Below are 20,964 nucleotides of genomic sequence, written 5' to 3'. Positions count from 1 at the left end.
CGCCTAGCCGCCCCCCGCCACCATGCCGCCCAGCAGCATGACGCCCAGCAACAGCACCGCCAACGCCGCCAGCGCTTCCACGCCATAGCGCAAACGCGCAGCGCCCGCGCTGGACAGGCGCTGCCCAAGGCGCGTTGCCGCGCCGCCGGCCGCAACAGCCAGGCACGCCAGCGCCGCCACCGTCAAGCCGGTGCCCAGGCCCATCGCCAGGGCAGACGCCACGCCGGCCAGGAAGAAGCCCTGCGACAAGGCAAACACCAGCACAATCAGCGCACCGCTGCATGGCCGTAGCCCAACCGCCAGAATGGCCGATCCAGCGCGGCGCCAGTTCATCTGGCCCGCCACCTGGTCGGGCGGCGGCACATGCGCATGGCCGCAACCGCAGTCGTCATCGTGATGGTGATGGTGATGCTGATGCGCCTGACCATGAGCCGGCGCGGCGGCCGCATGCACGGAGATCGCCCGCAGCGCGGCGGCGCCCTTCAGGGCGGGCGCGGGCGACACCGGCGCCACGGCAGCAACAGGCGCCGGCGCAACGGCAACCGGCGCCGCCTGGCCTGCGCCACGCCGCCGCAACAACGGACGGATCGCCTTCAGCCACACCAGCCAGGCGCCCAGCAACGTCACCAGGACGTAGGACGTCAACTCCAGCCAGCGCGTCGCCTGGTTCATCGTCGCCGCGGTGGCGTTGAACACGACTGCCAGCACCGCCACCATCGCGATGGCCACCAGCGCCTGAATCAACGCCGACGCCAGCGCCAGCAACGCGCCATTGCGCGCGGTCTGCCGATTGGCCAGCACGTATGACGAGATCACCGCCTTGCCGTGCCCGGGGCCCAATGCGTGAAACACGCCATAGGCGAAAGACAGGCCAATCAAGGCCCAGGCCGCGCCGCCTTCCGCCTGCCAGGCGCGCACCGCGCCCGTAAGCTGGCGGTAGAAGTGGCTCTGCCAGACCGAGACCTGGCCAAAGAAGCTGGCCAACCATCCCGGCCCGCCCATGCCCATGGCGCTTTCCGGCACGCCAAAGGGGTGCCCGCCCTGAGCCGCCGCCACGCCCATGCCGCCCAACAGCAGCGCCGCCGCGATCAGCCACGCCGCCGCGCCGCGTCGGGGCGCGGCTACGAGCATTTCACCTCGATACGGTGCGTCAACCCCTTGGTGATGGCGAAGAGTTCGTCGGGCAACGCGTCCGGGTCGGCCGGGATCGCGGCCAGTTGCTGCATGGTCTTCCAATCCAGTTCCTTAGGCTTGCGGTAGTGGGACGAGCACGCCGCGGCATCCGGGCCGCCCAGCGCCACCGCCTCTTTCTCGTCGAAAGCGTAGGCGACGAAATACGTCGGGTCGTAGATATCGACCTGCGCGCCCTCCGCCCCCATTGCCGCCGGCGACGCCAGCGGCAACGTGAAGGACAGCGTCAATCGCTTGGTTTTCGCATTCCAGTCGACACGCGCATCGCGCGGGGCCGCGAACGCCGCCGTCTTGCCATCCACCGTGACCCGGGTGAAGTAATGCGAAATCGGTTCGCCCAGGGCCTTCATCCAGTCGTCGGCCATGCCCTTCAGGGTGGCGGCGGGCAAGGAACCGTCCTTGCCCATCTTCAAACCTTGCGTGGCGTAAGCGCCGAACATCTCGTCGAACAACCACACCTGGCGCACCGCCGTGATGCGGTGCCGCGCATCGATTTCGATTGTCGCGCGCGCGTCGATCCACATGTGCGGGTGCGCGCTGGCGGCGCCCGCCGCCAGCAAGGCCGTCGCGGCGCTCAGGGTTGCAAGGCCGCGGCAAGCTGACGTACGTTCCATTCAAACATTTCCAGATAAGTGGCGCCCGGTTGTCCGGGCTTGGACAACGCGTCGGAATAAAGCGTACCACCCACCTTGGCGCCGGTCTCGCGCGCAATCTGCTGCACCAGCTTGGGGCTGGTGATGTTCTCGACGAAGACAGCGGGCACGCGTTCGCGCTTGACCTGTTCGATGATGGCGGCGACTTCACCGGCCGACGGCTCGGCATCCGTCGACACGCCCATCACGGAAACGAATGCCACGCCGTAGGCCGCGCCGAAATAGCCAAAGGCATCGTGCGAGGTCACGACTTTACGGCGCTCGGCGGGAATGGCGGCGAACGTCTTCTTCGCACTGGCATCCAGCGCTTGCAGCTTGGCGATGTACGCGGTGGCGCGCTGGCGGTAGTTGCCGGCATGAGCCGGATCGGCGGCGGCCAGGCCTTCGGCCACGTTGCGCGCGTAGGTCACGCCATTGGCCAGATCCTGCCAGGCGTGCGGGTCGGCGTCGCCATGGTGATGATGACCGTCCTTGCCGCCATGGTCGTGGCCATGGTCATCGCCGTGATCGTGATCCTGTTCGTCTTGCTTGCCGGCGCCGCCTTGTTCCGCGAACTTGCGCGGCATCACGCCCTGGGAGGCCACTACGGTCTGCCCCGCGAAGCCCGCAGCCTTGGTCAGCTTGGGCAGCCAGGTCTCGAAATCCAGGCCGTTCACGAACAGCACCCGCGCGGCGGACAGTTTCTTCGCGTCGCCCGGGGTGGGCTCATATTCGTGCGCATCGCCGTCGGGTCCCACCAGCGTGGTCAGACTGATGTCGTTGCCGCCCACTTCGCGCACGATATCGCCCAGGATGGAAAAGCTGGCCACGGCCTTCAACGGCTCGGCGGCATGCGCCGCGCCGAAAACGGCCGACAGGCACAACCCGGCCGCGGCGAACAGCGCGCGGCGGCGCGTCGGCAGAATGGAACGCATAGCGAATCTCCTAGTGAAGTCAGGCCCGGCGCATGCGGCGCGGCGCCCGCAGCAGCCCGCCATGCGGGCCGCCGACGATGGAAAACAGGTAAAGGGCGCCCGCCGCCAGGATGATGGACGGTGACGCGGGCACGTCGTAGTGGTAGGACACGAGCAGGCCGCTAACGGAGGCCAGCACGCCGAACGCCGCGGCAAGCGGGATCTGCCGCGCTGCGGAACGCGCCCAAAAGCGGGCGGCGGCGGCGGGCAGCATCATGATCCCGACCACCATCAGCGTGCCCAGCACCTGGAAGCCCGCCACCAGATTGACGACGACCAGCACCAGAAAACCCATGTGGACCCAGCCGCCTCCGCCACCGCTGGCGCGCAGAAAGCCCGGGTCCAGGCATTCGGCCACCAGCAGCCGGTAGATGGCGGCCAGCGCCAACAGGGTCACGCTGGCCGTGATGGTCACCAGCAGCAGCGCCGCATCGTCCAGCCCCAGCACCGTGCCGAACAGCACATGCAGCAGATCCATATTGGAGCCGCGCAACGACACCAGCAGCACGCCCAACCCCAGCGATATCAAATAGAAGGCCGCGAAACTGGCGTCCTCTCGCAGCGGCGTCAGCCGCGCGACCAGCCCCGCCAGCAAGGCCACGGCCAGACCGGTAACGATGCCGCCCAGCATCATCGCGCCCAGCGACAGGCCCGACAGCAGGAAGCCGGCCGCTACCCCGGGCAGGATGGCGTGCGACATGGCGTCGCCCATCAGGCTCATGCGCCGCAGCACCAGGAACACCCCCAACGGCGCGGCGCCCAGCGACAGCGCGCTGGCGCCCGCCAGCGCGCGCCGCATGAATCCGTAATCCAGAAAGGGCGACACCACCCATTGCGCCAAGCTCACAGGCAGGCCTCCGCATGCCATTGCCGCGCCATCTTCAGATGCGCGTCATTCAAGGCGTCTTCGGTGGCCCCCCACGCCACGACCGACCCGCACAGCAGCAGGCAATCGGGGAAGTGGTCGCGCACCAGGTCCAGATCGTGCAGCACGGCAATCACGGTCCGGCCCTGCCCGTGCAGTCCGCACAGCAAGGCCATCAGATCATCGGTCGTGTGGCTGTCCACCGCCGCGAACGGCTCGTCCAGCAACAACACGGATGTGTCCTGAACCAACATCCGGGCAAACAGCGTGCGCTGCATCTGGCCGCCCGAGAGCGTGTCCATTCCGCGTCCGGCGGCATCGGCCAGGCCCACCATCTCGAGCGCGTCCATGCAGCGGTCGAGCTCTTCGCCACCATACCGGCGCCAGCCGCCCACGCGACGCCACGCCCCCATCGCCACCAGGTCCAGCACCGTCACGGGAAACGACCGGTCCAATTCGGCTGCCTGCGGCAGCCAGGCCAGCTCGGACCGTCCCGCGCCGCCGATGCGCACCTTGCCGGTCATCGGGCGCAGCACGCCCATGATCCCCTTGATCAGCGTTGACTTCCCCGCCCCGTTGGGTCCCACCACGGCCGTCATGCCGCCTGCGGCGAACCGGCCCGACACCGATTTCAGCGCGGGATGGCCGTGCCAGCCGAACGAGGCATCTTCCAGGTCAATCGTCACCGCTGCGGCGTTCATTGCGGCCACCAGCCCAACGCCCAGCCGGTCAGCGCCCACAGCGCCGCGGCGGCGGCCAGCGCCACCGCCATGCGGCGCCAGGCAGATACCAGGAAAGCGGAACGGCGGATGGCGCTTTGCCGGGAAGCGGCGCCGGGCCGCGGAGGCAGAAGCGAGAAATGGGACATGGGAAAACAGACGGTCAAAAGACGGCGGAATTGCGGTGCAACACGATTTCATTATGTTATATCATAACTAATACGGCTTGAATCTGCCTTGGCCGCCCGCATATCGATGTTTTCTGCTACCTTCCAGGCATCTCGCGCGCGTCGCGCGCGTTCCCCATTCAGGTAAAGCCCGCCATGCCCGCTCCGCCCCGATCCCCCCGCAGCGACACCGTCGGCGCCCAGCTCAGCGTCGCCGAAACGCTGTGTGAGCAACGCGGACGCCGCCTCACGCCCATCCGTCGCAAGGTGCTGGAACTGCTGCTGCGTCACGGCCGCAGCTTGAAAGCCTACGAATTGCTGGACGCCATGCGCGAAGTGCATCCCGGCGCCGCCCCTCCCACCGTGTACCGCGCGCTGGACTTCCTGATGGACGAAGGCCTGATCCACCGGCTTGACGCCGTCAACGCCTGGAGCGCCTGTCATGACGCCGGCGGCGCACCCCACGATCTGCTGGTGGTCTGCACGGGTTGCGGTGCGGTGGCCGAAGTGTCCGATCCGGCAATGAGCCGCCAGTTGGCCGAACGCGTCGCCCAAACGGGCTATGCGCTGGCCACTCACGAGACCGAGATCCGCGCGTTGTGTCCCCAATGCCAGCAGAAGCAGCCCGCCGACGCCGGCCACCACCACCATCACCACTAGGCAGCAGCGCCAAGTGGCTGCGAAGCGGGCCGGCGCTGCCGGTCCGCCTTCCTGCCAGGCCCGACCGGATAGGCGCCGCGGGTCTCCCGCGCCGGGGCGCCCCCCGCCCTTGAAATTCCGAAAATCGCCCCAAAATAGTGATATCGCCGAATACTTGACGGCGTACAGCCGCGATCCGGACGGCTTCAGCCCCTGGGTTGACCCGGGGTTTGCCCCCTGCCCCCGACTGTGCTGTAATCCTGCGTCCGGCCGCTATTGGCGGCCTTCGCAGCCTGTGGCAAACCTCATCCTGCACGGGAAAACTCCCTGCCAGGCCGTGTGTTGAATGCCTAGACTTCAGCCTTGACCTCACGCTAGCAGCTTCGCCATGAACACCCCGCGCAGTTTGGACAAAATGGTTCCCGTCACCATCCTCACCGGCTTTCTCGGTGCGGGCAAGACCACCCTGCTCAAACGCATCCTGACCGAATTCCACGGCCGCCGCGTTGCGGTCATCGAAAACGAATTTGGACCGGAAAGCATCGACAACGACCTGCTCGTGCAAGACAGCGATGAAGAGATCATCGAACTGTCCAACGGCTGCGTCTGCTGCACGGTCCGTGGCGACCTGATGCGCACGCTGTCCGAGCTGCGCGTCAAGCGCGAAGCCGGCGAACTGACGTTCGAACGCGTCATCCTTGAAACCACCGGCATGGCCAACCCCGGCCCCGTCTGCCAGACGTTCTTCATGGATGACGACATCGCCGAATACTACCGCCTGGACGCGGTGGTGACCGTGGTCGACGCCAAGCACGGCATGGCCACGCTGGACGCGCAACCCGAAGCCCAGAAGCAGGTCGGTTTCGCCGACCGCATCCTGATTTCGAAGCGGGACCTGGTCAACGAAGTCGACTACGAAGCGCTGCGCCACCGCCTGGTTCACATGAACCCGCGCGCGCCGATCACGCCGGTCAACTTCGGCGAAGTCGACCTGAAGTCCATCATCGACATCAGCGGCTTCAACCTGAATTCCATTCTGGACATCGACCCGGAATTCCTGGCCGATGAACACCCCGACGCCGCTCACAGCCACGATCACGATCATGGCCACGGGCACGATCACGGCCATGGCCACGATCATGACCACGAAGGCGATTGCGGGGCGCACTGCGATCATGCCCACCATCATCACCACCACCAGCACGACGACGAAATCGGCGCGTTCGTGTTCCGTTCCAACAAGCCGTTCGATCCCGCGCGCCTTGAGGAATTCCTGGGCGGCGTGGTGCAGGTCTATGGTCCCGACCTGATGCGTTACAAGGGCATCCTGTACATGAAGGGCATCAACCGCCGCATGTTGTTCCAGGGTGTGCACATGATGATGGGCGCCGAACCCGGCAAGCCGTGGACCGCGGCCGAAAAACCGTCCACCAAGATGGTGTTCATTGGACGTAAGCTGCCCCAGGAGATTTTCACCCGGGGCTTGGAGCAGTGCCTGGCGGGGTAATCCCCCTTCCTGACGTGACGCAATGCGACGAAGGCAGTACTGTGAGGTACGAATAGCGTAAGCAACAAGCAACACGGACCGGGAAAGGACGCCCGCGCCAGGATCGATTCATAGTGGAGTGTTTTCATGGCTACCAAGGCAGCAACCAAAAAATCAAGTAAGTCGACGAGCGATACGGCGATTGATCTGCCCAGCGAGAAGGAATTGCTGGCCATGCCCGAGTCCGACTATATGAACGAACGCCAGCTGGCTTTCTTCAAGGAACGGCTTAAACAACTCGAACAGGACATCCTGGCCAACGCCGGCGAGACCACCGAGCACCTGCGCGAAACGCAGTTCGTGCCCGATCCCGCCGACCGCGCCACCATCGAGGAAGAACACGCCCTGGAGCTGCGCACCCGCGATCGCGAGCGCAAGCTGCTGAAGAAGGTGCAACAGTCCATCGCGCGCATCGACAGCGGCGAATACGGCTGGTGTGAAGAAACCGGCGAACCGATCGGCGTACCTCGCTTGTTGGCCCGCCCCACGGCCACCCTGTCGCTGGAAGCCCAAGAGCGCCGTGAAATGCGCCAAAAGCTGTACGGCGACTGATCCGTCACGTTTTCATGCCATGCCCTGAAAGGCTATGCTGGTTACCAGCATGGCCTTTTTTATTGGCCGTTGCACACCGCGCTTGATTTCCCTGGAACCGCCCCCAGCTAGTCCTTTCAAAGGAAGGAACGCATGGAACAATTTCACGCCACCACCATCGTGTGTGTGCGCCGCGGCAACCGCGTCGCGCTCGGCGGCGATGGCCAGGTCACCCTGGGCAACATCGTCGTCAAGGGCACGGCCCGCAAGATCCGCCGCCTGTACCACGACAAGATCCTGGCCGGTTTCGCCGGCGCCACCGCCGACGCATTCACGTTGCAGGAACGCTTCGAAGCCAAGCTGGAAAAACACCAGGGCAACCTGATGCGCGCCGCGGTCGAACTGACGCGCGACTGGCGCACCGACCGCGTCCTGCGTCGGCTGGAAGCCATGCTGATCGTGGCCGACACCGAGCATACGCTGGTGCTGACCGGCAACGGCGACGTGCTTGAACCCGAACACGGCCTGGCCGCCATCGGTTCCGGCGGCGCCTATGCGCAATCGGCCGCGCTGGCGTTGCTGCGCAACACCGAATTGTCGCCCGAGGCCGTCGTCAAGCAATCGCTGGAAATCGCCGGCGACCTCTGCATCTACACCAACCAGAACCACGTCATCGAAACGCTGGGCGACTGACGCCCGCCACGCGGCGCACGGGTGTGTCCCCGCGCCGCGGCCGCCTCCCCAGCCCGCCCTAGCCCAAGGATTCGCCCTCATGTCCGCATCCAACATGACGCCCGGAGAAATCGTCTCCGAACTCGACAAATACATCGTCGGCCAGAACCGCGCCAAGCGCGCCGTCGCCGTCGCCCTGCGCAACCGCTGGCGCCGCCAGCAGGTCGCCGAGCCCCTGCGCCACGAGATCCACCCGAAAAACATCCTGATGATCGGCCCCACCGGCGTGGGCAAGACCGAAATCGCGCGCCGCCTGGCCAAGCTGGCCAACGCGCCCTTCATCAAGATCGAAGCCACCAAGTTCACGGAAGTGGGCTATGTGGGCCGCGACGTCGACACCATCATCCGCGACCTGACCGAATACTCGATCAAACAAACGCGTGAACTGGAAATGCGCCGCGTGCGCACCCAGGCCGAAGACGCCGCCGAAGACCGCATCCTGGACGCCCTGGTGCCGCCGGCCCGCGGCGCATCCGGCGAACCGGAACGCGGCGAAGACAACAGCGCCCGCCAGACCTTCAGGAAGCGCCTGCGCGAAGGCAAGATCGACGATCTTGAAATCGAGATCGAAGTCGCCCAGGCCGCGCCGCAGATGGACGTCATGACGCCCCCTGGCATGGAAGAAATGGCCGAGCAGCTGCGCGGCATGTTCGCCGGCATGGCCCGCGACAAGAAAAAGGCCAAGAAGATGAAGGTGCGTGAAGCCTTCAAGCTGATTGTCGACGAGGAAGCCGCCAAGCGCGTCAACGAAGAAGACCTGCGCACGGTAGCCATCAACAATGTCGAGCAGAACGGCATTGTCTTCCTGGATGAAATCGACAAGATCGCCGCCCGCCAGGAATCCGGCGGCGCCGACGTGTCACGCCAGGGCGTGCAACGCGACCTGCTGCCGCTGGTTGAAGGCACCACCGTCAACACGCGCTACGGCATGGTCCGCACCGATCACATCCTGTTCATCGCGTCGGGCGCGTTCCACCTGGCTCGCCCGTCGGACTTGATCCCCGAGCTGCAAGGCCGATTCCCGATCCGCGTGGAACTGGAATCGCTGACCGCCGAGGACTTTGTGCGCATCCTGTCCGACACGGACGCCTCGCTGACCAAGCAGTACACCGCGCTGATGGCCACCGAAGACGTGCAGTTGGAATTCACGGACGAGGGCGTGCGCCGTCTGGCCGAACTGGCCTACGATGTGAACGAAACCACCGAGAACATCGGGGCTCGCCGCCTGTACACGGTGATGGAAAAGCTGTTGGACGAACTGTCGTTCGACGCCACGTCCAGCCAGGACAAGCACGTGAAGATCGACGCCGCCTACGTCAACTCGCAGTTGGCGGAAGCCGCCAGCAGCCAGGATCTGGCGCGCTACGTACTGTAAAGCGGGCGGCGCGCATGGCGCGCCCTGCCTGACGCCGTTTACCCCTGGTTTGGGGTAAACGGCGTTTTCCATTGGGGCGTCAGTTCGTGATGGCGGTCACGACATACTTGCCATCCTTGCGGGTAGCGGTGAAGCGGACTTTGTCGCCCGCCTTGATCTTGGCCAGCAGGGCCGGCGGATCCGCCTCGTAGACCAGCGTCATGGCCGGCAGGTCCAGGGCTTTGATTTCGTCGTGCTTGATCGTGACCTTGCCCGCGGCCGGGTCCACCCGGCGCACTTCCCCGCTGGCGTCCGCCGTTTGGGCGAACGCCAACGGCGTAGCCAGGGTAACGACGGCCATCGCGGTGGCGATGGCCATGGGCATTGCATATTTGCGGTCAAAAGCCATACGGCGTCCTCCATTGACAGCGAAAGCCAGGGCCAAGCCCTTGCTGCTTTCCACAATGCTAGGATACCGCCGTTATGAAACAGTTCCGGCGGCATGACGCAACAATCCTGACAGTTGATTGCGAACGGGCCGCCCGCCCGCGCGGCCGCTTACCGCCGGACGCAAACCCTCTCCCATTTCCCGATCCAGGACGTCTTTCCCATGGCTAACCGCTTATCCGTCATTGCCACCCGCACGGGAGACGACGGCACCACCGGACTTGGGGACGGATCACGCAGCCCCAAGGACGCCCCCCGCATCGCGGCGCTGGGGGATGTCGACGAATTGAACAGCGCCATCGGCCTGCTGCTGACCGAACCCCTGCCGCCCGAGGTGTCGCTGGATCTGATGGCGATCCAGCACGATCTGTTCGACATGGGCGCGGAACTCTGCATCCCCGGCCACGCAGCCGTGACGGACGCGCAGATCGCCCGCCTGGACGCACGGCTGGCGCACTACAACGCGATGCTGGCCCCCTTGCGCGAATTCATCTTGCCCGGCGGTACGCGGGCAGCGGCACAGGCGCACATGGCGCGCACCGTATGCCGGCGGGCGGAGCGCGCGGTGGTAGCGCTGGCCAAGTCCGACACGGTGAACCCGCCGGTCCGGCAGTATTTGAACCGGTTGTCGGATCTGATGTTTGTGTTGGCGCGTTGTATAAATCAGGATGCGGGGCAGAAAGACACGTTCTGGGCAGGCGCCCAGGCGCGCCGATAAGGCGCGGCCGGATTACGCCCGGACGCCCTCGGGTCCTGAGGTTTCCAAGCACATGAGCATTATCGTCACCGGCGGCGCCGGCTTCATCGGATCCAACTTCGTGCTGGACTGGCTTGCCCACAGCGACGAGCCCGTCGTCACGCTGGACAAACTTACCTACGCAGGCAACCTGGACAATCTTGCGCCGCTGGCGCAAGACCCCCGGCACACGTTCGTCCACGGCGACATCGCTGACCAGGCGGCGGTACTGGCCCTGCTGCAATCGCACCGCCCGCGCGCCGTGCTCAATTTTGCGGCGGAAACCCACGTCGACCGCTCCATCGCCGATCCGGGCGCATTCCTGCAGGCCAATGTGATGGGCACCTTCCACTTGCTGGAGGCGGTGCGTGCCTACTGGACGGCGCTAGACGCCGGCGGCAAGTCCGACTTCCGCTTCCTGCATGTCTCGACCGATGAAGTCTATGGCTCGCTGGACGACGACGGCCCGCCGTTCACCGAACTGACGTGCTACGCGCCAAACAGCCCCTATTCCGCCAGCAAGGCGGCCAGTGACCATCTGGTGCGCGCCTACCATCAGACCTACGGCCTGCCGGTGCTGACATCGAATTGCTCCAACAACTATGGGCCGCGGCAATTCCCGGAAAAACTGATCCCGCTGGTTATCCACAACGCGTTTGCCGGCAAGCCGCTGCCAATCTACGGCGACGGCCTGCAACGGCGGGATTGGCTGTATGTGGCCGACCATTGCGATGCCATCCGCAGGATGCTGGAAGCTGGCGCGCCGGGCGCCACCTACAACGTGGGCGGCTGGAACGAAAAGACCAACCTGGAGCTGGTGCGCGGCCTGTGCGCGCTGCTGGACGAGTACCGGCCACGGGCCGATGGCCAGTCTTACGCGACGCAGATCGTCCATGTGCCGGACCGGGCCGGCCATGACCGCCGCTATGCCGTGGACGCGACGCGGTTGCAGCGCGACTTGGGATGGATGCCCGCCGAAACCTTCGAATCCGGCATCCGCAAGACCGTGCTGTGGTACCTGGACGAGGCGCGGTGGGTGGCGAACGTGGCCAGCGGGGCCTATCGCTCCCAGCGCCCGGCATAGCGGAGATCGCGTGAAGATCCTATTGCTGGGCAAAGCGGGGCTGGTTGGCCAGGAATTACGGCACGCGTTACCCGCCTTGGGGCAAGTCGTCGCGCTCGGCCGCGATGATATCAACCTGGGTGATCAGGACGCCTTGCTGCGCACTTTGGCCGCGCACCGTCCCGAAGTCATCGTCAATGCGGCAGCCTATACCGCCGTCGACCAGGCCGAAACCGACCAAGACACGGCCGCTCGGGTCAATACGCAAGCGGTCGCCACGTTGGCGGCTTATGCGAAGGACACGGGCGCGCTGCTGGTGCACTATTCCACCGACTATGTTTTCGACGGCGACAGCGACCAGCCCTACACGGAAACCGACGCGCCCCATCCGCTGAATGTCTACGGCCTGACCAAGCTCGCAGGGGAATCCGCGATCCTGGCCAGCGGCTGCGATGCGCTGGTGTTCCGTTGCAGCTGGGCCTATGCGCCCCACGGGCGGAACTTCCCTGCAACCATCCTGCGCCTGGCGCGAACCCGGAACAGGCTGGATGTCGTGGCGGACCAGGTCGGCGCGCCGACTTCGGCCGCGCTGATCGCGGGCGTTACCGCGCTGGCCATTGCCCGACACGGCCAACAGCCTCTGCCAGGCGGCATCTATCATCTGGCCGCCAGCGGCGCCACCAGTTGGCATGCCTTCGCGCAATACGTCGTTGCCGGCGCGGTGGCCAGAGGGGCCGCCCTGGCGCTTACGCCAGACCAGGTCCACCCCATCCCATCGAAAGACTACCCGGCCGCAGCCAAACGCCCGCACAATTCCAGACTGGACACGACGCGGCTATCTGATGCGCTGGGGCTGCGCCTGCCCTCCTGGACAGAAGGCGCGGACCACTTCCTGGATCAACTTTCCGCGCGCGGGGAATTCACATGATGCGCAAAGGCATAGTGCTGGCCGGCGGCGCCGGCGAACGACTGCACCCGGCAACGCTTGCCGTCAGCAAGCAGCTGCTGCCAGTCTTCGACAAGCCGATGGTCTACTACCCGCTCACGACCTTGATGCTGGCGGGCATCCGCGACATCCTCGTCATTTCAACGCCGCAAGACACGCCACGGTTCCAGCAGCTGCTGGGCGATGGCTCGCAGTGGGGCCTGAACCTCAGCTACGCAGTCCAGCCTTCACCTGACGGGCTGGCGCAGGCGTTCCTGATCGGTGCGCCATTCATCGGACAAGCCCCCTGCGCGCTGGTGCTGGGCGACAACATTTTCTACGGCCACGAACTGCCCCGACTGCTGCAAAGTGCCAACGGACGAGCGGACGGCGCCACGGTGTTCACTTACCACGTGCAGGACCCGGAACGCTATGGCGTGGCCGAATTCGACCGCGACGGCAAGGTACTGTCCATCGAGGAAAAGCCCGCTTGCCCCCGATCCAGCTATGCGGTCACGGGCCTGTACTTCTACGACAACGACGTGATCGACATCGCCCGCGGCATCCGGCCGTCGGCGCGCGGCGAACTTGAGATCACCGACGTCAACCGCCACTACCTGCAAGCAGGCAAGCTGGCCATGGAGATCATGGGCCGCGGCTTCGCCTGGCTGGACACCGGCACCCACGAATCGCTGCTCGAAGCCAGCCAGTTCATCGCCACGCTGGAGCACCGCCAGGGCTTGAAGGTGGCTTGCCCCGAAGAAATCGCCTTCCGCCACCGGTGGATCACCGCCGAGGCTCTGGAAAAACTGGCCGCCCCCCTGTCCAAGAGCGGTTACGGCCAGTACCTGATGCGCGTCTTGGTCGATAGGGTGTTCTGATGAAAGCGTTTGCTCAGGCGATTCCCGACGTGCTGATCCTGGAGCCACGCGTCTTCGACGACCCGCGCGGCTTCTTCTTCGAGAGCTTTAACCAGTCGGCTTTTGAAACCGCGACCGGCGTGGCCCGCCGCTTCGTGCAGGACAACCATTCCCGCTCCGCCAAAGGCGTTCTGCGCGGTCTCCACTACCAAGTGGTGCAGCCCCAGGGCAAGCTAGTGCGCGTCTGCGCGGGAGAGATCTACGACGTGGCGGTCGACATGCGGCGCGCATCGCCCACGTTCGGGCAGTGGGTCGGTGTCGTGCTTTCGGCGGAAAACAAGCGCCAGATGTGGATTCCCGAAGGCTTCGCCCACGGCTTTCTGACGCTGTCGGACTCGGCCGACGTACTGTACAAGACCACAGACTATTACGCGCCGCAGCACGAGCGCTGCATCCGCTGGGACGATCCCGCCCTGGCCATTGCGTGGCCGGGCGGCATGTCGCCGTTGCTGTCCGCGAAGGACCGCAACGGCGCGTACTTCAGGGACGCCGAAACCGGCTGATTCAGTTCACGCCAGCCGCGTGCGCCTGTTCGTCCGCATGATAAGACGAGCGCACCATCGCGCCCACCGCCGCATGCGAAAAGCCCATGGCATAAGCTTCGCGTTCGAACATGGCGAACGTGTCCGGGTGCACATAGCGCAGCACGGGCAAGTGATGTTCCGACGGCTGCAGATACTGGCCGATCGTCAACATGTCTACATTGTGTTCGCGCATGTCGCGCATCACTTGCAGGATTTCTTCGTCCGTCTCGCCCAGGCCCAGCATCAGACCCGACTTGGTGGGTACTTCCGGGTGCAGCTTCTTGAACTCGGCCAGCAGCTTAAGCGAGTGCATGTAATCCGAACCCGGACGAGCCTGCTTGTACAGACGCGGCACGGTTTCCAGGTTGTGGTTCATGACATCCGGAGGGCCGGCGTTCAGGATGGCCAGCGCACGGTCCAGGCGTCCGCGGAAGTCGGGCACCAGCACTTCGATGCGGGTGGTGGGCGACAGTTCGCGGATGTGCGTGATGCAATCCACGAAATGAGCGGCGCCACCATCGCGCAAGTCGTCGCGGTCAACGGACGTGATCACGACGTAAGACAGCTTCAACGCGGCGATGGTGCGCGCCAGATTCTCGGGCTCTTTGGTGTCCAGCGGGTCGGGGCGCCCGTGGCCCACGTCACAGAACGGGCAGCGGCGCGTGCACTTGTCGCCCATGATCATGAACGTGGCCGTGCCCTTGCCGAAGCACTCGCCGATGTTCGGGCACGAGGCTTCTTCGCACACGGTGTGCAGATTGTGTTCCCGCAGGATGCGCTTGATGTCGTAGAAGCGCGAGCCGGGCGCGGCGGCCTTCACGCGGATCCACTCGGGCTTCTTCAGGCGTTCTGCCGGGACGATCTTGATCGGAATGCGTGCCGTCTTAGCCTGCGATTTCTGCTTTTGCGTCGGATCGTAGGCCGAGTCCGCGGGCGCGGCGGCGGATTCGTTCGAGGGAACAGGAGACTCGGCAAGCGTAGACATTGGACACCTTCGAAACCGGTGCGCAAGACGGCCCGGTCTGGGACAAAAGAGGCATTTTACCCCTCCGCGCCAGGATCCGCCCCGGACGGACGCCTGCCCCGGGGCGGCGCCCGTCCGACTGGGTTATCGTCACGCCTGACGAATCCCCTGAAACTCCCCATGTCTTCCCTGCCTATGCTGCGCCCCGTCGCGCTCATCGCGCCCCGCCTGGATGCCGCGGCGGCCGGCCGCGCCATCCAGGCCTGTGCCGAACGCCTGGCGCCTGCCGGCTACTACCTGGCCGCCGGCCTCTGGCACGATGCCGCCATGCTGCCCCAACTGGCCGTGCTACGCCCGGCGGCGGCGCTGGTCATCGGCCCCTTGGACGAACCCGCACTGCGGGCCGGTCTGACTGCGCTGGAAATACCGGTAGTGGAAACCTGGAGCGCCTCGACACGGCCGCTGGATAGCGCAGTCGTGATCGACAACGAAGAAGCAGGCCGGGCGGCAGCCCGCCATCTGGCCGAAAAGCGCCATGCGCTGGTCGCCTGCATCAGTGCGGACAACCCCTGGGAACGCGCGCGGCGCGACGGCTTCCTCAGCGCGGCGGCCGCGCTGGGCTTGGACCGGGTCGCCGATATCGTGCAGCCCGAGGTGCAGCAGATGAATGATGGCCGCATGGCCTTCCTGCGGCTGTTGGCCACCAATACGATCTTCGACGCGGTGTTCTGCACGTCTGACCTGCTGGCCGCCGCGGCAGTGTCCGAAGCGCACAACCGAGACCTGCACGTGCCGCAAGACCTGGCGGTGCTGGGCTTCACGGACGACGGCAGCGCGGCCCAATGGGCGCAAGGGCTGACGACGCTAGGCGTGGACGCCGCCGATCTGGGCAGGCGGGCCGCTCAATTGCTGCTGGACCGCCTGGAGGGCGTTCGCGGCGCCGGTCAGGGCGACACGCTGGAAGCGGTCTTCGAGACCCGGTTAAGCACGTAGGATGGGTGCAGCGCGAGAGTGCTTGCGCAAGAAGGCGGGTGCCCAGCGCGCGAAACCCATCATGCAGCGGTAGGTTCTTACAGTCTCAGCCACAACGCGGAGGCCGCTTGATGGGTTGCGCGCGCTTAAGGCGCCGGTGTTCTTGTCTATGGACTCTCGCGCTACACCCATCCTACGATCCCTGCTGCCGCAGTGGCGCGTCAGGTCAAACCTCGTACAGCGCCGGGAATCCGCAGTCCTGCAGCATGGCGTTGGCTTCCTTCAGGAACGCCGGGGGGGACGTTTCCGGCACGCGGACCAGCCACTGCACCGCTTCCTGTTTCTGGCCACGCAACAGTAGCAGGCGGCCCAGATGGAACATGCCCCGGAAATCGCCGCCTTCGGCGCAGCGTTGGTAGCAGTCGAACGCGCGTTCCATGTCTTGCGCCACCACGTCGCCCGCTTCGTAGAAACGGCCGACCACGCCGATCGATTTCACGTGGCCGGTCTGCGCCGCCTGCTGATACAGCGCCAACGCCGCGGCCTTGTTCTGCGTGACGCCGCCGCGGCCGCTGCGCAGCATGTGGGCGTAGTTGTACATGCCCCAGTCCAGGCCGCGGTCGGCTGCCAGCCGGAACCAGTAGGCCGCCACCGTATCGTCTTGCGGCACACCCCAGCCGTTCTCATAGCAGCGGCCCACCATATTGATGGCCATCGGGTGGTCGGCGTTGGCGGCCCGCTTGAACCAGGCCAATCCCTGTTCAGGCTGGCTGTCGACACCCACGCCGTCCAGCAGCATCTGCCCGTAGATGGTCTGTGCCTCGACCAGCCCAAGTTCAGCGGCCGCTCGGATCCAGGCGGCATAGTCTTCGGCCGGCCCTTCGCGCAGGCGCGCCAGTTGTTCGGGGGACGTCGCGGCAACGTCGGCGGCACTGTAGGTCTTCATGCGGGGTTCCTTGCGCGGCGCCAGGCAGCCGCCAGGTTTTGCGCCAGCGCGTCGCCCACGCCAGCGGGCGCGCGCCGCACGCCACAGGCCGCCATATCGACCGTGCGCAGGCCTTCGTAGCCACAAGGGTTGATGCCCAGGAACGGCGACAGGTCCATCGCCACGTTCAGCGAAACCCCGTGATAAGCCCGCCCGTTGCGGATCTTGATGCCCAACGCGGCGATCTTGGCCAGTTCGCCACCGTCGGGGGCCGGCACATACACGCCCGGCGCGCCGGGCTTGCGGCAAGCGCCGACAACGCCGTGCTGGGTCAGCGTGTCGATGACGGCGCCTTCCAGCAAGTTGACGTATTCCTTCACGTACATGTCCACGCGGCGCAGGTCGAACAACGCATACGCCATCACCTGGCCCGGCCCGTGATAGGTCACCTGGCCGCCGCGGTCGCAATGGACAATGGGGATATTGCCGGGATTCAGCACGTGTTGGGGCAGGCCAGCCTGCCCCAACGTATAAACCGGCGCGTGCTCGCACAACCAGATCTCGTCAGGCGTATCGGCGCTGCGCTGGTTGGTGTACGCCTGCATTTCCTGCCAGACCGGCAGATAGTCCGCCGGCCCCGCGAGCCACTTGATCACGGCATTCCTGCTTACAAAACGATGGACACCATCGGGTGGCCGTGCAGCGCCTGGTAGAGGCTGTCCAGCTGTTCGCGCGAGGTTGCGCGCACGATGAAGGTCAGGCCCATGTAATTGCCGCCCTTGCTGGGACGCATCTCGACCGTCGCGGCGTCAAAGCCGGGGTCGAACTTCAATACGACTTCAGTCAGCGTCTGCGCGAATTCGGGGTGGTGCTTGCCCATGACCTTGATGGGGAAGTCACTGGGGTATTCGATAAGCGAGTCTTCGGGCGGAATATGCATGATTTGCCTAGTGTAGTGGTTGCCCCTGAATGTTCTTATATGGGGGCAAGCGGGGCGTTGGCAAGTGTCCGCCGGCTGCCGGACGGCCCCAAGGGCCGCCCCGAACAACGGTTTACAGCGCGGCGATGCGGGCATCATAACCCGCGCGTAATTGCTGGAAAACAGGGCCGGGCTTGCCGGAGCCGACCGGTTTCCCGTCCAGCGAAACAATCGCCAGCACTTCCTTCGTGGCCGACGACAGCATCAATTCCTCAGCGGATTGCACTTCTTCCTGCGTGATGCGGCGTGCCTCGAAGGGAATGCCCGCCTGGGCCGCCAGTTCACCCATCAAGCCATAGCGGATGCCTTCCAGGATCAGGTTGTTCTTTGGCGGCGCCAGCAACTTGCCGCCCGCGACCACCCAGATGTTGGTGGAGGAGCCCTCGGTCAGATAGCCATCGCGGAACTGCACGACCTCGTCGGCGTTGGCGTCCACGGCCTGCTGCTTGGCCAGCACGTTACCCAGCAGGGACACGGACTTGATCTCGCAGTGCAGCCAGCGTTCGTCGGGGATGCTGATGGCCGTCAAGCCCTGGGCGCGCTGCGTGGCAGGCGGCGGGGTCCACGCCGAAATCATGCCGAACACGGTGGGCGCAACCGGCGTGGCGGGAAACTGGTGGTCGCGACGGGCGACGCCGCGCGTCACCTGCAAGTACACGATGCAGGTGTCCAGGTTCGTGCGCGCCAGCAACTGCTCGATCAGAGTGGTCCAGCCTTCGCGGTCGAACGGCTGCGCGATCCGCAAGGCGGCCAGGCTACGATCCAGGCGGTCCAAATGCTCCGTCATGCGGAACGCTTTGCCTTGATACACGGGGACGACTTCATAGATGCCGTCGCCAAAAATAAAGCCGCGATCGAGGACGGAGACCTTGGCCTCGTCCACACGCAGGAACTCACCATTGAGATACACCTGGCTTTCGCCCGGCACGCCCGGAATCATGAGGCACTCCTGAATTTTCAAAAGTAAGGGACGAACCGCCCGGTCCGTCCCAATATGGAAAATGGGCGTTTCGCGCACGAAACGCCCATTGCTAGCTTACACCCGTGGCCGCGCCCATGGCGCGCCCGCTTGTCCGTTTACTGGAACCAGCGCTTGACGGTGTCGACCATGCGGCCGAAGAAGCCGGCGCGTTCGACGGCGTCCTGCACCACCAGCGGTTCCGTGCGCAGCACCTTGCCGTCCAGCGTGAATTGCAGCGTGCCAACCTGCTGGCCCTTGGCCAACGGCGCGATCAGCGGATCCGTGCGTTGCGCCACCGGCTTCAAATCGCCGGCCTTGCCGCGAGGCACCGCAATCGCCACCGGCTTGGGCGGGCCCAGCTTGACGTTTTCGGCCGTGCCTTCCCAGACGCGCGCATCGATGCCCGGCTGGCTCTTGTCGAACAGCTTCACGGTGTCGAAGTTCTGGAAGCTCCAGTTCAGCAGTTTCAGGCTTTCTTCGGCGCGCGTGGCTTCGCTGTCGGTGCCCACCACGACCACCAGGATGCGGCGATCACCGCGCACCGCGGTCGAGACCAGGCAATAGCCGGCCGAATCGGTGTGGCCGGTCTTCATGCCGTCCACCGACGGATCGGCCCACAGCAGGCGGTTGCGGTTGGGCTGGGTGATCTTGTTGTAGGTGTAGCTCTTTTGCTTGTAGTAGTGGAAGAAGTCCGGGTGATCGGTGATCAGGTGCGACGACAGGGTGGCCAGGTCGCGCGTGGACGTCATGTGTTGCGGGTCGGGCAAGCCGGTGGCATTCATGAAGTGCGTGCTTTTCATGCCCAGGCGTTCCGCTTCCTGGTTCATCAGCGACGCGAAGGCGGCTTCGCTGCCGCCCACGGCTTCAGCCAATGCCACGGAAGCGTCATTGCCGGACTGCACGATCATGCCCTGGTTCAGCTCGTCGACCGTGACGGGCTTGCGCGGTTCGATGAACATGCGCGAGCCGCCGGTACGCCAGGCGTGCTCGGACACGGGAACGGTCTGCTCCAGCGTCAGGCGCTTTTCGTCCAGCGCGTTGAACACGACGTAGGCCGTCATGATCTTGGTCAGCGACGCCGGTTCGACTTTCATGTCGGGGTTGGAGGCAGCCAGCGTCTGGCCGCTGTTCACGTCGATAACGATCCACGCTTTGGCCGCGATGGTGGGCGCCGGCACGGAAGACACGTCACCCACCGGCACCGCGCCAGACGCCGTCGGGGCCGGTGCCGTCGCGCCTGCGGCGGCTGGCGTGGCGGCAGGCGCCTGTTGCGCCCAGACCGGCATCGAGGCCGCGAGCATCGCCGACAGCACCGCGCCGGACAGCAGGCGGCGGGTCAAGACAACGGGGGATTGAGCGGAGTAAGGCAAATTCTTCATCGGCAACGTGGGTCCAGGAGAGACGCCCGCCGGCGCGGGGCTAATGGCTGACAATTATAGGCAGCCCGTTGGACCGGTCCGCCCCGCGCAGGGTTCCGCACGCATTTAAATCATGCAACCTGATGCAACCCCGCCGCAATGATCGGTCAATCCAGCGCGACTTTCAGGCGCGCCTGCACCAATTGGCGCAGCACCAGCAGCTTGCCGTGGAAGAAGTGCGACGCGCCCGGCACCACCACCACGGGAATCGAGCGCGGCCGCGCCCAGTCCATGGCTTCGGACAGCGGCACGACTTCGTCTTCTTCGCCGTGCACCATCAACGTATCGTCAGGAACCTGAACTTCATGTGACTGGAAGCGGTTCACGGCCGGCCCCATCAGCATCAGCGCTGACGGCAACACGGTATCGCCCGCCTCGGCCAGCGCCGAATAGGTCTGCGCGGCCACCGCGGTGCCAAAGGAGAATCCGGCCAACACCCAGGGGGCTTCGGCCAGCTCCGGGTGCAGCTCGCGCATCTGCGCCACCACGGCCAGCATGTCCTGCGTTTCGCCGACCGATTTATCGAAGGCGCCTTCCGACAGGCCCACGCCCCGGAAGTTTGGGCGCACCGCCACCAGCCCATGCTGCACGCAAGCGCGCGACAGGGTCGTGACGACCTTGTTCTCGCGCGCGCCGCCTTGCAGCGGGTGCGGGTGCAAGACAAGGGCCCAGCCTCGCGGCGTGCCGGCAGGCCAGTCGACGGCGCAATCGATGCGGCCGGCGGCCCCGGCAAAGGCGTGGGTATCAGTACGTGCGGACATGGCGGAACTCAGCGTGCGA

25 protein-coding genes are annotated in these 20,964 nt (G+C 65.5%); 11 read left to right on the top strand and 14 right to left on the bottom strand.

Translation table 11 applies throughout. The annotated features are described in order from the left end of the window. Nucleotides 1-3 precede the first annotated feature (3 nt). Genes ACI0FO_RS12945 through ACI0FO_RS12920 form a run of 6 tightly spaced genes read right to left on the bottom strand, consistent with a single transcriptional unit; the run spans nucleotide 4 to nucleotide 4,530 of the window. Nucleotides 4-1,062: a nickel/cobalt transporter gene (locus tag ACI0FO_RS12945; protein ID WP_416027411.1), complete on the bottom strand. Its 1,059-nt coding sequence runs from the start codon at nucleotides 1,060-1,062 to the stop codon at nucleotides 4-6. A 59-nt stretch (nucleotides 1,063-1,121) separates the two neighbouring features. After that, on the bottom strand, nucleotides 1,122-1,805 hold the full coding sequence (locus ACI0FO_RS12940) for a DUF1007 family protein (RefSeq protein WP_416027179.1): 684 nt from the start codon (nucleotides 1,803-1,805) through the stop codon (nucleotides 1,122-1,124). Further along, a complete protein-coding gene (locus ACI0FO_RS12935; RefSeq protein ID WP_416027177.1) occupies nucleotides 1,766-2,758 on the bottom strand; it encodes a metal ABC transporter substrate-binding protein in 993 nt (330 codons plus the stop codon). Before ACI0FO_RS12935 ends, ACI0FO_RS12940 begins: the two co-directional genes overlap by 40 nt. A gap of 19 nt (nucleotides 2,759-2,777) precedes the next feature. After that, nucleotides 2,778-3,644: a metal ABC transporter permease gene (locus ACI0FO_RS12930; RefSeq protein WP_416027175.1), complete on the bottom strand. Its 867-nt coding sequence runs from the start codon at nucleotides 3,642-3,644 to the stop codon at nucleotides 2,778-2,780. Next, on the bottom strand, nucleotides 3,641-4,363 hold the full coding sequence (locus ACI0FO_RS12925) for a metal ABC transporter ATP-binding protein (RefSeq protein ID WP_416027173.1): 723 nt from the start codon (nucleotides 4,361-4,363) through the stop codon (nucleotides 3,641-3,643). Before ACI0FO_RS12925 ends, ACI0FO_RS12930 begins: the two co-directional genes overlap by 4 nt. Continuing rightward, nucleotides 4,360-4,530 (bottom strand): hypothetical protein, encoded by a 171-nt coding sequence (locus ACI0FO_RS12920; RefSeq protein ID WP_416027171.1) that lies wholly within the window; start codon nucleotides 4,528-4,530, stop codon nucleotides 4,360-4,362. Before ACI0FO_RS12920 ends, ACI0FO_RS12925 begins: the two co-directional genes overlap by 4 nt. A 174-nt stretch (nucleotides 4,531-4,704) precedes the next feature. Between ACI0FO_RS12920 and ACI0FO_RS12915 the strand changes: the two genes are divergently transcribed. From ACI0FO_RS12915 to hslU, 5 genes are all read left to right on the top strand, one after another. Continuing rightward, nucleotides 4,705-5,208, top strand: coding sequence for a Fur family transcriptional regulator (locus ACI0FO_RS12915; protein WP_006224833.1), 504 nt, complete (start codon nucleotides 4,705-4,707; stop codon nucleotides 5,206-5,208). Between the two features lie 367 nt (nucleotides 5,209-5,575). Then, a complete protein-coding gene (locus tag ACI0FO_RS12910) occupies nucleotides 5,576-6,694 on the top strand; it encodes a CobW family GTP-binding protein (RefSeq protein ID WP_416027169.1) in 1,119 nt (372 codons plus the stop codon). Between the two features lie 126 nt (nucleotides 6,695-6,820). Then, nucleotides 6,821-7,285: an RNA polymerase-binding protein DksA gene (dksA, locus tag ACI0FO_RS12905; RefSeq protein WP_006216410.1), complete on the top strand. Its 465-nt coding sequence runs from the start codon at nucleotides 6,821-6,823 to the stop codon at nucleotides 7,283-7,285. Nucleotides 7,286-7,417: 132 nt separating this feature from the next. After that, entirely contained in the window at nucleotides 7,418-7,957 is a 540-nt protein-coding gene (gene hslV, locus ACI0FO_RS12900) for an ATP-dependent protease subunit HslV (RefSeq protein ID WP_006216412.1), read from the top strand. Nucleotides 7,958-8,036: 79 nt separating this feature from the next. After that, nucleotides 8,037-9,371 (top strand): ATP-dependent protease ATPase subunit HslU, encoded by a 1,335-nt coding sequence (gene hslU, locus ACI0FO_RS12895; protein WP_169273399.1) that lies wholly within the window; start codon nucleotides 8,037-8,039, stop codon nucleotides 9,369-9,371. A 79-nt stretch (nucleotides 9,372-9,450) separates the two neighbouring features. On the opposite strand, the gene ACI0FO_RS12890 is transcribed toward hslU, so the two are convergent. Further along, nucleotides 9,451-9,759, bottom strand: coding sequence for a copper-binding protein (locus ACI0FO_RS12890; protein ID WP_416027166.1), 309 nt, complete (start codon nucleotides 9,757-9,759; stop codon nucleotides 9,451-9,453). 201 nt (nucleotides 9,760-9,960) lie between these two features. Here ACI0FO_RS12890 and ACI0FO_RS12885 point away from each other — a divergent pair, with 201 nt between their 5' ends. Genes ACI0FO_RS12885 through rfbC form a run of 5 tightly spaced genes read left to right on the top strand, consistent with a single transcriptional unit; the run spans nucleotide 9,961 to nucleotide 13,944 of the window. Further along, nucleotides 9,961-10,515, top strand: a complete 555-nt coding sequence (locus ACI0FO_RS12885) for a cob(I)yrinic acid a,c-diamide adenosyltransferase (protein WP_416027164.1) — start codon at nucleotides 9,961-9,963, stop codon at nucleotides 10,513-10,515. Between the two features lie 52 nt (nucleotides 10,516-10,567). Continuing rightward, nucleotides 10,568-11,617, top strand: coding sequence for a dTDP-glucose 4,6-dehydratase (gene rfbB, locus ACI0FO_RS12880; RefSeq protein WP_416027162.1), 1,050 nt, complete (start codon nucleotides 10,568-10,570; stop codon nucleotides 11,615-11,617). A 10-nt stretch (nucleotides 11,618-11,627) separates the two neighbouring features. Then, entirely contained in the window at nucleotides 11,628-12,524 is an 897-nt protein-coding gene (gene rfbD / locus ACI0FO_RS12875; protein ID WP_416027160.1) for a dTDP-4-dehydrorhamnose reductase, read from the top strand. Then, entirely contained in the window at nucleotides 12,521-13,402 is an 882-nt protein-coding gene (gene rfbA, locus ACI0FO_RS12870; RefSeq protein ID WP_416027158.1) for a glucose-1-phosphate thymidylyltransferase RfbA, read from the top strand. Before rfbD ends, rfbA begins: the two co-directional genes overlap by 4 nt. Continuing rightward, entirely contained in the window at nucleotides 13,402-13,944 is a 543-nt protein-coding gene (gene rfbC / locus ACI0FO_RS12865; protein WP_416027156.1) for a dTDP-4-dehydrorhamnose 3,5-epimerase, read from the top strand. Before rfbA ends, rfbC begins: the two co-directional genes overlap by 1 nt. A 1-nt stretch (nucleotide 13,945) precedes the next feature. Here the strand turns inward: rfbC and lipA are convergent, their stop codons facing one another. Continuing rightward, a complete protein-coding gene (gene lipA / locus ACI0FO_RS12860) occupies nucleotides 13,946-14,950 on the bottom strand; it encodes a lipoyl synthase (RefSeq protein ID WP_313462663.1) in 1,005 nt (334 codons plus the stop codon). A 159-nt stretch (nucleotides 14,951-15,109) separates the two neighbouring features. Here lipA and ACI0FO_RS12855 point away from each other — a divergent pair, with 159 nt between their 5' ends. Then, nucleotides 15,110-15,922 (top strand): substrate-binding domain-containing protein, encoded by an 813-nt coding sequence (locus ACI0FO_RS12855; protein WP_416027153.1) that lies wholly within the window; start codon nucleotides 15,110-15,112, stop codon nucleotides 15,920-15,922. Between the two features lie 205 nt (nucleotides 15,923-16,127). Here ACI0FO_RS12855 and ACI0FO_RS12850 read toward each other — a convergent pair whose 3' ends face one another. From ACI0FO_RS12850 to ACI0FO_RS12825, 6 genes are all read right to left on the bottom strand, one after another. Beyond that, nucleotides 16,128-16,847 carry a tetratricopeptide repeat protein gene (locus ACI0FO_RS12850; RefSeq protein ID WP_416027151.1) on the bottom strand — a complete coding sequence of 240 codons (720 nt, stop codon included), beginning with the start codon at nucleotides 16,845-16,847 and terminating at the stop codon, nucleotides 16,128-16,130. Beyond that, complete coding sequence (lipB, locus tag ACI0FO_RS12845; protein ID WP_416027149.1) at nucleotides 16,844-17,482, bottom strand: lipoyl(octanoyl) transferase LipB; 639 nt, start codon at nucleotides 17,480-17,482, stop codon at nucleotides 16,844-16,846. Before lipB ends, ACI0FO_RS12850 begins: the two co-directional genes overlap by 4 nt. An 11-nt stretch (nucleotides 17,483-17,493) precedes the next feature. Continuing rightward, nucleotides 17,494-17,766 (bottom strand): DUF493 family protein, encoded by a 273-nt coding sequence (locus tag ACI0FO_RS12840; RefSeq protein WP_416027147.1) that lies wholly within the window; start codon nucleotides 17,764-17,766, stop codon nucleotides 17,494-17,496. Nucleotides 17,767-17,878: 112 nt separating this feature from the next. Beyond that, complete coding sequence (locus ACI0FO_RS12835; protein ID WP_416027145.1) at nucleotides 17,879-18,745, bottom strand: D-amino acid aminotransferase; 867 nt, start codon at nucleotides 18,743-18,745, stop codon at nucleotides 17,879-17,881. Nucleotides 18,746-18,882: 137 nt separating this feature from the next. Next, on the bottom strand, nucleotides 18,883-20,145 hold the full coding sequence (locus ACI0FO_RS12830; protein ID WP_416027144.1) for a D-alanyl-D-alanine carboxypeptidase family protein: 1,263 nt from the start codon (nucleotides 20,143-20,145) through the stop codon (nucleotides 18,883-18,885). 146 nt (nucleotides 20,146-20,291) lie between these two features. Then, nucleotides 20,292-20,945: an alpha/beta hydrolase gene (locus ACI0FO_RS12825; RefSeq protein WP_416027142.1), complete on the bottom strand. Its 654-nt coding sequence runs from the start codon at nucleotides 20,943-20,945 to the stop codon at nucleotides 20,292-20,294. Nucleotides 20,946-20,964: the final 19 nt, after the last annotated feature.

The organism is Achromobacter marplatensis, assembly GCF_049060505.1.
GTDB lineage: Bacteria > Pseudomonadota > Gammaproteobacteria > Burkholderiales > Burkholderiaceae_B > Achromobacter > Achromobacter marplatensis_A.
The sequence above is the reverse complement of the archived record's forward strand: the minus strand, read 5'-3'. Positions and strand labels throughout refer to the sequence as shown.

Coding starts and splice junctions, on each gene's coding strand:
- ACI0FO_RS12890 (WP_416027166.1), bottom strand. CDS start 9,759: ATGGCTTTTGACCGCAAATATGCAATGCCCATGGCCATCGCCACCGCG.
- ACI0FO_RS12915 (WP_006224833.1), top strand. CDS start 4,705: ATGCCCGCTCCGCCCCGATCCCCCCGCAGCGACACCGTCGGCGCCCAG.
- ACI0FO_RS12825 (WP_416027142.1), bottom strand. CDS start 20,945: ATGTCCGCACGTACTGATACCCACGCCTTTGCCGGGGCCGCCGGCCGC.
- ACI0FO_RS12855 (WP_416027153.1), top strand. CDS start 15,110: ATGTCTTCCCTGCCTATGCTGCGCCCCGTCGCGCTCATCGCGCCCCGC.
- ACI0FO_RS12935 (WP_416027177.1), bottom strand. CDS start 2,758: ATGCGTTCCATTCTGCCGACGCGCCGCCGCGCGCTGTTCGCCGCGGCC.
- ACI0FO_RS12910 (WP_416027169.1), top strand. CDS start 5,576: ATGAACACCCCGCGCAGTTTGGACAAAATGGTTCCCGTCACCATCCTC.
- lipA (WP_313462663.1), bottom strand. CDS start 14,950: ATGTCTACGCTTGCCGAGTCTCCTGTTCCCTCGAACGAATCCGCCGCC.
- ACI0FO_RS12835 (WP_416027145.1), bottom strand. CDS start 18,745: ATGATTCCGGGCGTGCCGGGCGAAAGCCAGGTGTATCTCAATGGTGAG.
- hslV (WP_006216412.1), top strand. CDS start 7,418: ATGGAACAATTTCACGCCACCACCATCGTGTGTGTGCGCCGCGGCAAC.
- rfbC (WP_416027156.1), top strand. CDS start 13,402: ATGAAAGCGTTTGCTCAGGCGATTCCCGACGTGCTGATCCTGGAGCCA.
- ACI0FO_RS12940 (WP_416027179.1), bottom strand. CDS start 1,805: ATGGAACGTACGTCAGCTTGCCGCGGCCTTGCAACCCTGAGCGCCGCG.
- ACI0FO_RS12920 (WP_416027171.1), bottom strand. CDS start 4,530: ATGTCCCATTTCTCGCTTCTGCCTCCGCGGCCCGGCGCCGCTTCCCGG.
- ACI0FO_RS12850 (WP_416027151.1), bottom strand. CDS start 16,847: ATGAAGACCTACAGTGCCGCCGACGTTGCCGCGACGTCCCCCGAACAA.
- ACI0FO_RS12830 (WP_416027144.1), bottom strand. CDS start 20,145: ATGAAGAATTTGCCTTACTCCGCTCAATCCCCCGTTGTCTTGACCCGC.
- rfbB (WP_416027162.1), top strand. CDS start 10,568: ATGAGCATTATCGTCACCGGCGGCGCCGGCTTCATCGGATCCAACTTC.
- ACI0FO_RS12840 (WP_416027147.1), bottom strand. CDS start 17,766: ATGCATATTCCGCCCGAAGACTCGCTTATCGAATACCCCAGTGACTTC.
- ACI0FO_RS12885 (WP_416027164.1), top strand. CDS start 9,961: ATGGCTAACCGCTTATCCGTCATTGCCACCCGCACGGGAGACGACGGC.
- rfbA (WP_416027158.1), top strand. CDS start 12,521: ATGATGCGCAAAGGCATAGTGCTGGCCGGCGGCGCCGGCGAACGACTG.
- ACI0FO_RS12945 (WP_416027411.1), bottom strand. CDS start 1,062: ATGGGCGTGGCGGCGGCTCAGGGCGGGCACCCCTTTGGCGTGCCGGAA.
- ACI0FO_RS12925 (WP_416027173.1), bottom strand. CDS start 4,363: ATGAACGCCGCAGCGGTGACGATTGACCTGGAAGATGCCTCGTTCGGC.
- hslU (WP_169273399.1), top strand. CDS start 8,037: ATGTCCGCATCCAACATGACGCCCGGAGAAATCGTCTCCGAACTCGAC.
- dksA (WP_006216410.1), top strand. CDS start 6,821: ATGGCTACCAAGGCAGCAACCAAAAAATCAAGTAAGTCGACGAGCGAT.